Origin of the sequence: Pseudoalteromonas phenolica, assembly GCF_044788725.1 — a bacterium.
Taxonomy (GTDB): Bacteria; Pseudomonadota; Gammaproteobacteria; order Enterobacterales; family Alteromonadaceae; genus Pseudoalteromonas; species Pseudoalteromonas phenolica_C.
The window spans coordinates 2,478,298-2,491,524 of record NZ_CP173161.1 but is presented as its reverse complement, the minus strand read 5'-3'; the positions used below and the strand labels follow the sequence as shown (position 1 = coordinate 2,491,524).

Sequence of the window (13,227 nt, the reverse complement as noted above, 5' to 3'; positions counted from 1 at the left end):
CCCCAATCAGGGGTTGTCTTTTAATTCTGAAGCTTTTTACGGTTTTTCTCTTCACAAACCGGGCAACGTTGTTTAGCCGGATCTTTTGAAAGTTCCAGAAGATCTAGTTTTGTCTCACAATCACAGCAGTAACCAAACTGGCCAATATCTATTTGACATAAAGCAGCTTCTAGCTCCATAAGCCGCTGAAAGCGGGGAAACTGATTTGGGTTAATTTTAGTGACCGCTAAGTCAATCCACTCTCCTGGTGTTGAGTTTTCTAACATTGAAGCCAATTCGCCAGTAAACTCATGTTGTGCGTCTTTAAGCTCATTCAAAAACTCACATCGAACAGAGTCTAATTCAATTTTTAGCTTGCTTTGAAAGTCTTTAGTTTGATTTGCATTCATGATCGCTCTCCTATGAGCAATCATTATGGTACTTCTAGGCGAATTCGTTATGATTTGAATCAATGCTAGGACACTTTGCATATTTCTCTAGCACGGAGACAACCTCGTCTTTATTCTTCAACTTTCTAATTTCGTCAAAAAGATCATTGGCTTGAGGATACTGAAGCTTAAGATACCCGAGCCATTGTTTGGTTCTTGATGAAAAGTATTTTTCACTTAAAGAAGGATCTTGGTGCATGGATGAATGTAAAATATGGTAAATCACATTTTCCCAAGATAAAGGCGTGTAACGCTCGTTATTTCTGTGAGCTTTAATTTTTGCAGCTAAATCTGGTGTAGCTAATGCTCCGCGGCCAAGCATTAGATCTGAGCAACCACTGCGTTCTTGACAGCGATAAGCATCTTCGACTTGCCAAATCTCGCCGTTTGCAACAATGGGCATGGTTACTCGCTCAAGTAGAGGTTTTATTTTCTCCCAGTAAGCAGGTGGCTTATAGCCATCTCGCTTGGTTCTCGCATGAATTGCCAAGCTTGAAGCCCCCGCACTTTGAACTGCATCGACAATTTCGGCAGTATTACTGTCATCATCAAAGCCCAAACGTATCTTAGCGCTGACTTCATGCTTGGCTGGAACGGCTTCTCTTACCGCTTTTATAATTTGGTACATGAGTTCAGGTTCTTTTAACAGAACCGCACCACCTTTACTCTTATTAACCGTTTTAGCCGGACAGCCAAAATTAAGGTCGATGCCATGTGAGCCAAGCATGACGGCTTTACGCGCATTTGCAGCAAGCGCATGAGGTACTTGCCCAAGAAGCTGAATGCGAACAGGAGTGCCAGACTCGGTATAGCCATTATTTAATAGTTCAGGGCAAGTTTTGATAAACACTCTACGTGGAAAAGTGAGATCGACAACGCGAATAAACTCAGTTACACATAAATCAAAGCCACCAAGGTTGGTTAAAAGTTGGCGCATTTTAAAATCTACAACGCCTTCCATTGGTGCCAAAATCAATTTCATAACTTGCTCTATACTACTTAAAGGGCGCTTATTTTAAACGAGAGGAAGAGTGTTGCTAAGTTAAAATTGAATTTTTTTAGATTTAATGAAATATTCTTTTTTGTCGTAGGGTCTACTAAGTGAATTGAACGAAATATCCCAAAGGGTCGAGTATGAAAAATTTAAAAACAAAATCAATCGCTGCTACGTTAGGTGCTGTTGTTGTTGGTACTGCGAGTTTAACTGCATCAGCAGAAGTAAATGCTAACCCATTTGCATTTACTACCATGTCTTCTGGTTATCAATTAGATGCTGCAGAAGGCAAGTGCGGTGAAGGCAAATGTGGTGGTAAAGCCGAAAAAGAAGGCAAGTGCGGCGAAGGTAAATGTGGCGGCAAAGCTAAGAAAGAAGGCAAGTGCGGCGAAGGTAAATGTGGCGGCAAGGCTAAAAAAGAAGGCAAGTGCGGCGAAGGCAAATGTGGCGGTAAAGCTAAAAAAGAAGGCAAATGCGGCGAAGGTAAATGTGGTGGCAAGGCTAAAAAAGAAGGCAAGTGCGGCGAAGGCAAATGTGGCGGCAAAGCTAAAAAAGAAGGCAAGTGCGGCGAAGGCAAATGTGGCGGCAAGGCTAAAAAAGAAGGCAAGTGCGGCGAAGGTAAATGCGGCGGCAAAGCTAAAAAAGAAGGAAAGTGTGGCGAAGGTAAATGTGGTGGCGCTCACTAATTCTTAGTGTTCTTCTTTGAGGCAGGTTATCTGCCTCAAACTTCTTAGCAAAATTTCCTCTTATTTTATTATCCAGAACTCAGGTTAAATACAAGCCATGAACTCAAAGGTATTAATATGGTAGTTAATGACATAGGCATGGTCGGTCTAGGCCTCAGACGTGAAATGTTGGATGACTTTATTGAGTCACCACCGGGTCAAGTTGATTTTCTAGAAGTGGCGCCCGAAAATTGGTTAAAAATGGGCGGGAAATTTGGTAAGCAGTTTAAGCAACTTACCGAAAAACACACCTTTATTTGTCATGGCTTATCGCTCTCATTAGGTTCTCCTGAGCCGCTTGATGTTGAGTTTGTGAAATCCCTCAAAAGCTTTTTCAAAACTCACAATATAAAACTCTACAGTGAGCACTTGAGCTACTGCTCGGGTACGGGTCATATGTATGATCTGATGCCGATCCCATTTACTGAAGATGCAATTAAGCACGTAGCTGATCGAATAAAGCAAGTACAAGATATTTTAGAGCAGCGGATCGCTGTCGAAAACGTTTCTTACTATGCCGCTCCCGGTCAAGAAATGTCAGAGCAAGAATTTACGCTCGAAGTTTTAAAGCAAGCCGACTGTGACTTACTACTTGATGTAAATAATATTTATGTAAACAGTGTCAACCACGGTTACGATGCAATCGGGTTTTTACAAGCTATGCCAAGTGAACGTATTGTGTATGGTCATGTTGCTGGACATTATGAAGAAAGTACTTCTCTGCTAGTTGATACACATGGTGCGGATGTATGTGACCCAGTTTGGGATTTACTCTCAAAAGCCTATGATTATCACGGTTTGTTTCCTACTTTACTTGAACGTGACTTTAATATTCCAAGCATGCCAGAAGTGCTGAGCGAAGTAGACATAATTAAAAAACTTCAGTCTGAGTTTTTAGCTAAAAGTAAAGGGGTTGCCTAGTGTCATTCATCGATGTTCAAAATGCATTTATGGCTCATATTCGTGATCCCGATAATGTTGAAAAGCCTCATGATGTAACTGAAGAGAGAATGACAGTTTATAAAGAGCTGTTTTTTAATAACGTTGAAGGGTTTGTAAGCTCAGCTTTTCCGGTTCTGAAAAGCCTATATTGTGGATCACATTGGCAGACACTTGTTCGCACCTTTTTTGTTAGCCATGATTGTTCATCTCCGTATTTTTTAGACATTAGTGCAGAGTTTTTAGCTTTTCTTCAGCATGAATATACTATGCAAGCAAACGACCCAGTATTTATTTTAGAGCTTGCTCATTATGAGTGGGTTGAATTGGATGTGTCTGTTTGTTTTGAAGATGAAAAGCAAAAACCGCTTACAAACATAGACAATCAGCCTTTGTATCTGTCAAACACCGCGCGTAACCTGTCTTATCAATATCCAGTTCATCAAATTAGTGAAGACTTTCAACCGACTGTACCTAGTGAACAACCCCATTACTTTGTTGTGTATCGTGACGAAGAGGATGAAGTGGGTTTTATCGCTTCAAACCCTATGACTGCGATTTTGTTAGAGCAACTAGATGATAATCCGGGTATTAACTTGTTAGAACTCGTTTCAAAAGTGCATGAAATTATTCCACAATTTAGTGAAGAGCAGCTAATAGCTGGTGCAACTCAAACACTAAATGCTTTGGCAGACTTGGGCGTTGTAGTCACCAAATAACCTTTTTGGGTAACTAGCTTAGCGATTTTTTGCACTTCTCACTTTAACGCATAGCTCGGATCGTCTATTATGAGCGCCGTTTTTTCGTGCTTAAAAATTTATAGGTGTACTATGTCAAAGGGTGATTTTAAAGATCCGTTCAACGCTAAATACTTCATTGCTTTCTTAGCTGTTTTTGTAGGTATTGGCTGTCTAAATGCAATTCTTGGTTTAGCAACGGCTTTTGCAGCTTAATCATCAAAGAAACAAAAGACATTTTGTCTTTACTATAAAAGGCTACTTTATGTAGCCTTTTGTCGTTTTATTGCGCAAACAAGCTAAAAACATGGCTTTGTGATTTCTCAAAGTTTCAACTTTTCTCATTCTTGTTATAATCACTTTCTTTACAAAATAGAAAGCTTCATTATGACACAAGCTAATCTCACGCTGATCAAAGACAGTATCGCTACGGTACCTAACTACCCTAAAGAGGGTATTATGTTCCGTGACGTAACCACTTTACTTGCTGATCCAAAAGCGTTTAAAGAAACGATTGATGCATTCATTGCAGCATACAAAGATCAAGGCTTCACTAAAATTATTGGTACAGAGTCGCGCGGTTTCATTTTTGGCGCACCTTTATCTTATGCGTTAGGTATTCCTTTTATTCCAGTGCGCAAGCCAGGTAAATTACCTCGTGAAGTGATAAGCCAGTCTTACCAGTTAGAGTATGGCGAAGACGTACTTGAGTTACACACTGATGCAATTGTTGAAGGCGACAAAGTATTGTTAGTTGACGACTTACTTGCAACGGGTGGCACGATTGAAGCAACAGCTAAGCTTGTGCAAAAGCTTGGTGGTAATGCAACAGACGCAGCGTTTGTTGTATCGCTACCTGAACTAGGCGGTGAGCAACGTGTTGCAGACTTAGGTATTAATATTCTTAAGTTAGTTGAGTTCGAAGGCGAATAATATGAGTTATCAAGTCCTAGCACGGAAGTGGCGTCCGCAAACCTTTCACCAACTTGTCGGCCAAGAGCATGTTAAACAGGCGCTCGTAAATGCCCTCAATGAGCAAAGGTTGCACCACGCTTATCTTTTCACTGGGACTCGGGGCGTTGGTAAAACCACCATCGCCCGTATATTCGCGAAAAGTCTAAACTGCGATGAAGGGATCACTTCAAATCCTTGTGGCAAGTGCCAAAGCTGTTTAGATATAGAAGCGGGTAAATTTATTGATTTAATTGAAATCGATGCTGCTTCTAGAACGAAAGTTGAAGATACACGAGAGATCCTCGACAACGTTCAATATGCGCCGACTCGCGGTCGCTATAAAGTGTACTTAATCGATGAAGTACACATGTTATCAAAGCACAGTTTTAACGCGCTTTTAAAAACACTCGAAGAGCCGCCAGAGCATGTAAAATTCTTATTGGCGACGACAGATCCACAAAAGCTACCGATTACTATTTTGTCACGTTGCTTACAGTTTAATTTGAATGCAATGTCACAGTCGCAAATCGTATCGCAACTGACTCATATTTTGCCGCAAGAGCAAATTCAGTTTGAAGAGCCAGCCTTAAAAGCACTGGCGAAAGCCGCTGATGGTAGTATGCGTGATGCGTTGAGTTTAACTGATCAAGCCATAGCACAAACCAATGCTCAACTTACTTTAGCTGCTGTTCAAGATATGCTCGGCCTGATGGATGTTAGTCATGCTGTGAGTATTTTGGCTTCAGTACTTTGTCAAGATGCACCGGCAGTGTTGGATGAAGTCGCACAGATAGCAGTTAAGAACGGTAATTATCTTGCCGTATTAGACGATTTAATTGCACTTCTACACGCCATTCAGCTCACGCAATTGGTGCCTCAGGCAGCAAAAATATCGGTATTTTCAGAATCTGATATTGCTACGCTGAGTGAACAGATTAACCCACAGCAAGTACAGCTATTTTATCAATTGCTGTTAAATGGTAAAAAAGATCTTCAGTGGGCGCCAGAGCAAAAACTTGGTTTTGAAATGGTGTTGCTGCGTTTAATTGCGTTTGAGCATGCAGATAGTCAACCTTCTGCCACATCGAATGTCCAAGCTGGCTCAGTATCAAGTAGTTCAGCTCAAGCTGCACCAACTGCGTCACCAAGGCAAGGTTTGCAAGATATTCGCGCTCGCTTAAAGCAAAATAATGCGTCAGTAGGTGGGAATAGCACTCAGCAACCTCATGCTACACCTGAGATACCAGCACAACCAGCAACGCCTCAGGTTGAAGCAGAACCTGCGCAAGTTCAGCCAATTCAGGCCGAACCTATTCAGGCCGAACCTATTCAGGCCGAACCTAGCCAACAGCCGGTGGTAGAACATAGTGTTACTAATCAGCATGCAGAATTAACTCAACCTGTAGCACAAAGTTCACAAGTTCATTCGCCTGATGAACAACACCACCAACAGAGTGTTGAAAGCAATGCGTTTAATCAGCAAGCTCAGCAAAATCCGCAAGCACCAGCACAACAAGAATATGCGCCAGAGCCTCAAGAGCAAGAATTAGCCGCGCAATATGAGCAAGTGATGCAAGATGCGCAAGAGCAAGGCTATACGCCGGCTTATGAACCTCAGACTACACAACAAGCGCAACAAGACGCTAGCTCACAAAATTCAGAGTCAGCTTCTGCACGCTTACAAGCTCAACAGGGGCAAGCACAATCTGCCATCGCTCGTATTTTGCAGAATCGGAATATCTCAGGAGCAGGGCAGTTATTATCAGCTCAAGGAGATGAGCCAAAAAAGTCTGAGGCGCAAAACGCGCCCGACTCAAATGTGGCGCCAGTAACACCGAAGAAAAAACCAGTTCCATTTAGCGAAAGGCACAAAGCGGACGAAAGCAAACTTGCTCCTGAATTGTTAGAGCAAATTGCACCGCAAACCTCACAAGCGCAAGAAGCGCCTAAAGAAGAAGCTGTGCCTGTGCCTGAAGGGTTCGCCAGCCCAATCAGTGAAATACGCTTTGCCCATCAGCAAGATGACTGGGCGAAGTTGATTGAGAAAATGGCACTAGGTGGTCGTATGCGTCAGTTTGCACTGCATTCGATTTACCACTATGAAAACAATCAAGCCAATATTCAGGTCGATATTAGCCAACGTCATTTAGACAGTGCCGTTTTAAGACAGAAGCTGCAAGCGGCATTGAATGATATGTACGGCTCTGAGGTTGAACTTATCGTTGAATTTGCAGAAGGAGTGATAGACTCACCGTATCTCATTCAACAAAAAATAGATGCACATAGGCATCAACAAGCAATAGAAACAATTAATCAAGATCCTATTGTATTACAACTTATCGAGCAATTTAGTGCCGAGGTCGATGAAAATACCATACAGGCATTGTAATCGAGTACAATAGACCTTATCTTTTAGCCAAATAAAATATATGTAAGAGAGCGTATTATGTTTAAAGGTGGAATGGGCAATATCATGAAGCAAGCTCAGCAGATGCAAGAGCGCATGGAAAAAGCCCAAGAAGAGATCAAAAGCCTAGAAGTAACAGGCGAAGCAGGCGCAGGCTTAGTGAAAGTAACTATGCTAGGCAGCCACAACGTTAAGCGCGTTGAAATTGACGAAAGCTTAATGGAAGACGACAAAGACATGATTGAAGACCTTCTAGCTGCAGCTGTAAACGATGCAGTTCGTCGTGTAGGTGAAGAGTCAGCTAAGCGTATGTCTGATGTTACTGGCGGTATGCAGATGCCTCCAGGCTTCAAAATGCCGTTCTAATTTAGAATCCCTTAAAAATAGTGCCTTCAGGCGCTATTTTTTTATCTGCAGTTCATTTGAGCAGACAAAAATAAACCCAGCATTGCTGGGTTTATTGTTTTAAGTATTAAGCTTTTTGCTTATTACCAAATGCGTACGCGATCTTCAGGTTTAAGATATAACTTATCACCTGGTTTTACGTCGAACGCTTTGTACCATGCGTCATGGTTACGAGGTGCAAGGGCACGGAAGCGACCTGGTGCGTGAGTACCTGCGCGAAGCTGGTTAAGCATGCTTTGCTCAGTACGCTTTTCTTTCCAAACTTGTGCCCAAGCTAAGAAGAATCGTTGGTCGCCAGTTAGGCCATCGATAACTGGTGCTTCTTTACCATTTAAGCTCAGCTTGTACGCGTGGTAAGCCATTGCTAAACCACCTACGTCACCAATGTTTTCACCAAGGCTGTTACGGCCGTTAACGAAGTTACCTTCGATTGGCTCGTATTGGCTGTACTGAGCTGCAAGCTTGTCAGCTTTTGCTTCGAACGCTGCTCGGTCAGAGTCAGTCCACCAGTTACGTTGAATACCTTCAGCATCAGACTTCGAGCCTTGGTCGTCAAAACCATGACCCATTTCGTGACCGATAACCGCGCCGATACCACCGTAATTCACTGCTGCGTCAGCATTTGGATCGAAGAATGGTGGTTGTAAAATTGCGGCTGGAAATACAATCTCATTGAATGAGCTGTTGTAGTATGCGTTTACGCGTTGCGGTGTCATACCCCAACGGTTACGATCAGTTTTCTCAAGCTCTTTTGATGCGCTGTCATCTCTGAAGAATTGACGCAGGTTTTTAACATTGCCCATTAGGTCATTGTTTTTAAGTGCTAGGCCATCAAATGACTGCCATACATCTGGGTAACCAATTTTAGGCACGAATGCAGCCAGTTTAGCCTGAGCATTTACTTTGGTTTCTTCGCCCATCCAGTCTAAACCTTCGATGCGCTCGCCAAGGGCTTTACGTAAGTTTTCAACCAGTTCAGACATTTGTGCTTTTGATGACTCAGGGAAGTGCTTATCAACGTAAACTTTACCAATTGCGAAACCTAAAGATTGTGTGCCAGACATTTGGCTAACCGCACGTTTCCAGCGAGGACGAGGCTCTTGCTGGCCACTTAGGTGCTTTCCATAGAACTCAAAATTGGTATTGAAGATTTCTTCAGAAAGTAATTCAGCATTGCCACTGATTGCATGGAACGTAAGGTAATCTTTCCAAACAGCGAGGTCCTCTTTATTTACAAGGTCAATCATCGCTTTGATCGGCTCAGGCTGAGACATATTTATCTGAGGTACTTTATAGCCTGTCTGCTCGAAGTATAAATCCCAATTGAAACCCGGGTACTGTTTGGCTAAGTCTTCGCGCTTGATTTGGTTTAATGTCAGGTCGCGGTTACGACGCTTCTCACGTGGCCAGTGGCCTTCAGCCATTTTAGTTTCTAGCGCAAGGATCGCTTGAGCGCGCTCAGTCGTATTTTCTAAACCTGCAAATTTAAGCATGCTTGCGATATGAGCAACATATTCAGCACGTGTTTTTTCAAAACGCTCTGCTTCTTCTAAATAATATGAACGATCAGGTAAACCTAGACCGCCTGCACCCATAGACATTTCATATTTATTAGGATCAAGACGGTTAAACCACATACCACCGCCAATCGGTGAATTTACGCCTGTAAGCCAAGATTGGCCGAATGCTTTTGTTAAACCGTCGGTATTATCAATGGCTTTAATTTCATCAAGCAGGCCTTGAATTGGTGTGATCCCTAATTTATTTAGGGTTTCAACATCCATAAATGCGTTATAGAAATCGGCAATTAATTGCTCTTCTGCATTTAAGTTATCACGAGAAATAATATCTTCAATGATGGCATTAACTTGTTTTTCACTGCGCTCAGCAAGGGCTGTGAAGGCACCAAAACGTGTTTTATCTGCAGGCATTTCGTAGTTTTTATACCAAGTACCGCTTGCGTACATGAAGAAGTCGTCACCCGGTTTAACGCTTTCATCACGAGCCGTTAGGTCAACACCGAATGTGCCTAGTTCAGCTTTACCAGCTGTTTGTTCCACTTGTTGTACTTTTTCAACTTTTGTTTCTGACTCAGAGCAGCCAGCTAAAAATACAGCAGCCAGGGCTGTCGCAATTATCGTTCTTTTCATTGTTATCTTCTCTTTTTAATTGAGTAAGCACTCAATCTATGTTTTAAGTAAGAAATGTTCCTCATTACCCTACAATTGAGGAATAAAGCCATTGTCAGGTGACTTGTCGAATAGGGCAAGTTTTTTAGGTAGATGAGGGATATTTGCCGTTGAATTGTGAAAATTCATGCATAATTGAATCATTGATGCGATATAACGATGATAAAATGTGCCTTAAGTGAACTAGATTAATTTCCTATGTCAAAAACGACTGAACAAGACATCCGACCTAGCTTATTTCCTGATAACTTTAAATTGGTTATTTTGGCGATAGTCGTAATGTGCGTGTTGATGTTTTTGGAGCCTTTGTTTGCTACTTATATTAATCAATTGGGTTTGATACCGAAAAGCACTCAGCATCTTACTGGCATTGTTACCTCTCCTTTTGTTCATGGAAGTTGGGGGCATTTAACAGGGAATATTGTGGGGCTCTTGGTGAGTGGTTATTTGGCCAGTTTACAGCCTAAATTTAAACGTGTGACCGTATTTATTTTTATTACCACTGGCACTTTGGTGTGGTTATTTGGTGAATATGCCAATCATGTCGGTGCATCAGGCATTGTTATGGGCTATTACGGGTTTTTATTTGGTACGGCGGTGTTTAATCGTAATTTAATTGCGATTGTGAGTTTTGCAGTTTTAGTTGCTTTTACTTATTACGCTGACTTTGCATTCTTCTCAACCTTACTCGACTTCTCTGCGCAAACGAGTAGTACGAGCCATATTTTCGGTTTTTTAAGTGGGCTACTTGGCGCTTATTTATTTAAAGGACAGAAAAAATAATTTTAGGAACAAAACGCTAATCTAATCATAAACTCTGCCGATAAAATGAGCATGTTGATATAAGATCGTTCAAAGGATTAGCGATGAAATTTCCAAACTTCCCCCAAATTAATATAAATGTTTCTACTCAAGTAAATGCTTCAACTTCTGAGAATTTGAAAAAGTCAGTAAATGAAGTCCAGTCTGATCCAAATTTAGACAAATACAAAGGGATGGAGAGTGCTCCGAGCATTCCTTATCATGATCCATTCAATGGTCGAAATGCGACAAACATTCAAATTCCACATTTTTTTGGCATGCGCCATTACAGGATCATGCCAAGTGCTATCGATATGAGTGATCCTCATAAAGAAAGAACCTATCAATATGGTGATTTGACAGATGTGGATGAAATAAACGCTTTTCTTGATCAGTTAGATCGTTTAGACGGCGATCATAGAGTAATGTTTGAACATTTAAAGCCAAGCAAAGAGTTATTATCTTTGGCTGAAAAGCTTTCAGATGAAGAACTTGAGCAGTTTACAGAATTTATGGTTGAAATATCTCGGCCAAGTTTCATTGCAAATAGTAGAAATACGGATTTACCAGATAGATTAATAAGTACGTTAAATTCTTTTTCTGAAGATACGATAAGCAGTTCAGTTAAAGCGATGACAGCTGTTTTGGATCAAGGAAAAGCGTATAAAGCTTCAACATCGCCGATAAGTGATAATGAGTATTCGAGCGAGCAACTCTCATTTGTGTCTTATAAAGAGGGGCTTGATTTACGAGCTGGTTATTTAGTAGAAAATGCAGGTAATGAATTTGCAAAAGATTTTGCTACTTTATTGAATAGTAAAAAGTTATCAGAAGAACAATTAGTTGATATTAATCGTCACATTGGAATGAGCAGCTTTGAACAAAGCCGTGGTATTTTAGATATGGCAGCTACGGTAAGTAAGCAATATTTAGATGATGTGATTACATTACTCGCCGAGGTCGATAAATCAGACCAAGCTAATGTATTCGCTTATTTAGGGCAGCAGGTAAATTATCAAGCGCACCGGCAATACTATCAATTAGAAAATGGTGACATGGTCATTCAGCAGGACGATATCACTGGAAAATCTAAACGTCGCAATTTATACGAAAATGTACTAACAGCTCATAAAGATAATGGGTTGAAGTGGGTAAATGATGCAATTAAAGAGTTTGAAGGTACTCCCGCTCAGATACAAAATGAGGCTTGGCAAAAATTACTAGATGATAAGGCTGCTGATCCTGATAGTTTCTTAGAGGCAGAGCCACTGCAAGCATGGGCGATCAGAAACTTAGGCGGTATTGAAAAGGGACTGCTCGAAGAGCAAACGGTAAAAATAATGAAGTTTAATAGTGAGCGTTTACTACCAGACTTGATTGTTGGCCTGAAATTTATCACCAGTGGCAATCAACAAAGAAAAGAATAAAGCAGATAAGCTAGCTCATTTTTAATATGAGCTAGCTTGGTAGGGGGTCGCTAAGAAAAGAATCCTGATGTAATGACATTTTGCTCTTCAATCATCAGCTTTCCATTACTCCAAACACTATTAACTGATAGGTCTTCTTTTCTTAATAAAACTAAATCGGCATCGCCTGCGATTTTTATCTGTCCTTTAGCTAAGCCAAGTATATGCGCAGGGTTCTGGGTGATAGCCATTAACGCTTGTTCAAGTGGTACGTTAAACTCTAATACAGCTTGCTGAAATGCATGTAAAAGCGATGACTCTTGGCCCACTTCAAAGCCAAGCAAGTTATTGTGTGCATCATAAATAGGCAAACTTGCATGTCCATCTGAACTCATTGTAAGTTGACTCTCAGCAACGCCTTTTTCAAGGCAATAAGCAAGTGCCTCTGCAGCGGCTAATTCTCCATTTGCTAAGTCATAGTCTGTCGTGCTGGTGGTGAAGTCTATGGTGCCACCCGCTTTGCAGAACTCAATACCAGCCATCAACAACTCTGAATTACGATTCATATGCGTAGGGTAAAACATATCTATAGGCAACTCAGTAGAGCGAGCCACTTCATGCAATAGGGCAAGTTGTGTATCGCCACTACCGACATGAATTGAGACTGTGCCCCTTTTGCCGCTGAGCATTCCTGCTGTGCGTGATTCAGCGGTGACTTCGGCAAGTTGTTGAGCGGTGATTTGACGACCGCGATGATCTGCAATGGCAACTTCACCGACACCGATTATTTCATCGATGAACATGATGTCTTTACTGATCGAATCAGTGAGCGTTTTTACAGGAAAATGATAAGAACCCGTATGGCAAAAAGCATTTAGTCCTTCTTGTTTTAACCCTTTTGCTTTGGCAACCAAATCAGCATGTGTTCGGCTAATATCGTCAGTACCAAGCGCGCCGACGACAGTGGTTATACCGTTTAACGTTGCATCAGTGAGGTGCATTTCGGGTGTACGACTGGCAAATCCGGCTTCACCTCCGCCACCAATGAAATGCACCAAAGCGTCAACAAACCCAGGCACTAGGATAAAGCCTTTACCGTCAACTAGATTGACGAGTGTGCCATGATGAAGCGTAATGTTTTCTTCGATGGCAATGATTTTTTCACCGCCGAAGAGCACGTCTTTTTTACCAAGGTAGTGTGGAGCATATACCTCAGCATCTTTTATAAGTGTAAGCATAATT

At 41.6% G+C, this 13,227-nt stretch carries 13 protein-coding genes; 9 read left to right on the top strand and 4 right to left on the bottom strand.

Features of this window, described 5'->3' with window-relative positions; genetic code table 11:
• Nucleotides 1–20: 20 nt before the first annotated feature.
• Both ACH784_RS11400 and ACH784_RS11395 read right to left on the bottom strand, forming a co-directional pair.
• The gene (locus tag ACH784_RS11400) at nucleotides 21–389 is read right to left on the bottom strand and encodes a conjugal transfer protein TraR (RefSeq protein WP_404390279.1); all 369 of its coding nucleotides are present in this window, start codon (nucleotides 387–389) and stop codon (nucleotides 21–23) included.
• A gap of 34 nt (nucleotides 390–423) precedes the next feature.
• The gene (locus tag ACH784_RS11395; protein ID WP_404390277.1) at nucleotides 424–1,410 is read right to left on the bottom strand and encodes a tRNA-dihydrouridine synthase; all 987 of its coding nucleotides are present in this window, start codon (nucleotides 1,408–1,410) and stop codon (nucleotides 424–426) included.
• A 152-nt stretch (nucleotides 1,411–1,562) separates the two neighbouring features.
• On the opposite strand from ACH784_RS11395, the gene ACH784_RS11390 reads away from it, so the two are divergent.
• From ACH784_RS11390 to ACH784_RS11360, 7 genes are all read left to right on the top strand, one after another.
• On the top strand, nucleotides 1,563–2,108 hold the full coding sequence (locus ACH784_RS11390) for a hypothetical protein (RefSeq protein WP_404390275.1): 546 nt from the start codon (nucleotides 1,563–1,565) through the stop codon (nucleotides 2,106–2,108).
• A 138-nt stretch (nucleotides 2,109–2,246) separates the two neighbouring features.
• Nucleotides 2,247–3,068 (top strand): DUF692 domain-containing protein, encoded by an 822-nt coding sequence (locus tag ACH784_RS11385; RefSeq protein WP_404395249.1) that lies wholly within the window; start codon nucleotides 2,247–2,249, stop codon nucleotides 3,066–3,068.
• Nucleotides 3,068–3,805, top strand: a complete 738-nt coding sequence (locus tag ACH784_RS11380; protein WP_404390273.1) for a DUF2063 domain-containing protein — start codon at nucleotides 3,068–3,070, stop codon at nucleotides 3,803–3,805. The genes ACH784_RS11385 and ACH784_RS11380 overlap by 1 nt, the downstream gene beginning before the upstream one ends.
• Before the next feature lie 111 nt (nucleotides 3,806–3,916).
• On the top strand, nucleotides 3,917–4,039 hold the full coding sequence (locus tag ACH784_RS11375) for a hypothetical protein (protein ID WP_276320054.1): 123 nt from the start codon (nucleotides 3,917–3,919) through the stop codon (nucleotides 4,037–4,039).
• A 171-nt stretch (nucleotides 4,040–4,210) separates the two neighbouring features.
• On the top strand, nucleotides 4,211–4,756 hold the full coding sequence (gene apt, locus ACH784_RS11370) for an adenine phosphoribosyltransferase (RefSeq protein ID WP_058030184.1): 546 nt from the start codon (nucleotides 4,211–4,213) through the stop codon (nucleotides 4,754–4,756).
• A 1-nt stretch (nucleotide 4,757) separates the two neighbouring features.
• Entirely contained in the window at nucleotides 4,758–7,166 is a 2,409-nt protein-coding gene (dnaX, locus tag ACH784_RS11365) for a DNA polymerase III subunit gamma/tau (RefSeq protein WP_404390270.1), read from the top strand.
• A 57-nt stretch (nucleotides 7,167–7,223) separates the two neighbouring features.
• On the top strand, nucleotides 7,224–7,550 hold the full coding sequence (locus tag ACH784_RS11360) for a YbaB/EbfC family nucleoid-associated protein (protein ID WP_058030182.1): 327 nt from the start codon (nucleotides 7,224–7,226) through the stop codon (nucleotides 7,548–7,550).
• 122 nt (nucleotides 7,551–7,672) lie between these two features.
• Here the strand turns inward: ACH784_RS11360 and ACH784_RS11355 are convergent, their stop codons facing one another.
• Nucleotides 7,673–9,739, bottom strand: coding sequence for a M13 family metallopeptidase (locus ACH784_RS11355; protein ID WP_404390267.1), 2,067 nt, complete (start codon nucleotides 9,737–9,739; stop codon nucleotides 7,673–7,675).
• A 237-nt stretch (nucleotides 9,740–9,976) separates the two neighbouring features.
• Here ACH784_RS11355 and ACH784_RS11350 point away from each other — a divergent pair, with 237 nt between their 5' ends.
• Together ACH784_RS11350 and ACH784_RS11345 are read left to right on the top strand one after the other, a co-directional pair.
• The gene (locus tag ACH784_RS11350) at nucleotides 9,977–10,561 is read left to right on the top strand and encodes a rhomboid family intramembrane serine protease (protein WP_404390265.1); all 585 of its coding nucleotides are present in this window, start codon (nucleotides 9,977–9,979) and stop codon (nucleotides 10,559–10,561) included.
• A gap of 83 nt (nucleotides 10,562–10,644) precedes the next feature.
• Nucleotides 10,645–12,006: a hypothetical protein gene (locus tag ACH784_RS11345; protein ID WP_404390263.1), complete on the top strand. Its 1,362-nt coding sequence runs from the start codon at nucleotides 10,645–10,647 to the stop codon at nucleotides 12,004–12,006.
• Nucleotides 12,007–12,056: 50 nt separating this feature from the next.
• Here ACH784_RS11345 and iadA read toward each other — a convergent pair whose 3' ends face one another.
• Nucleotides 12,057–13,223: a beta-aspartyl-peptidase gene (iadA, locus tag ACH784_RS11340; RefSeq protein WP_404390261.1), complete on the bottom strand. Its 1,167-nt coding sequence runs from the start codon at nucleotides 13,221–13,223 to the stop codon at nucleotides 12,057–12,059.
• Nucleotides 13,224–13,227: the final 4 nt, after the last annotated feature.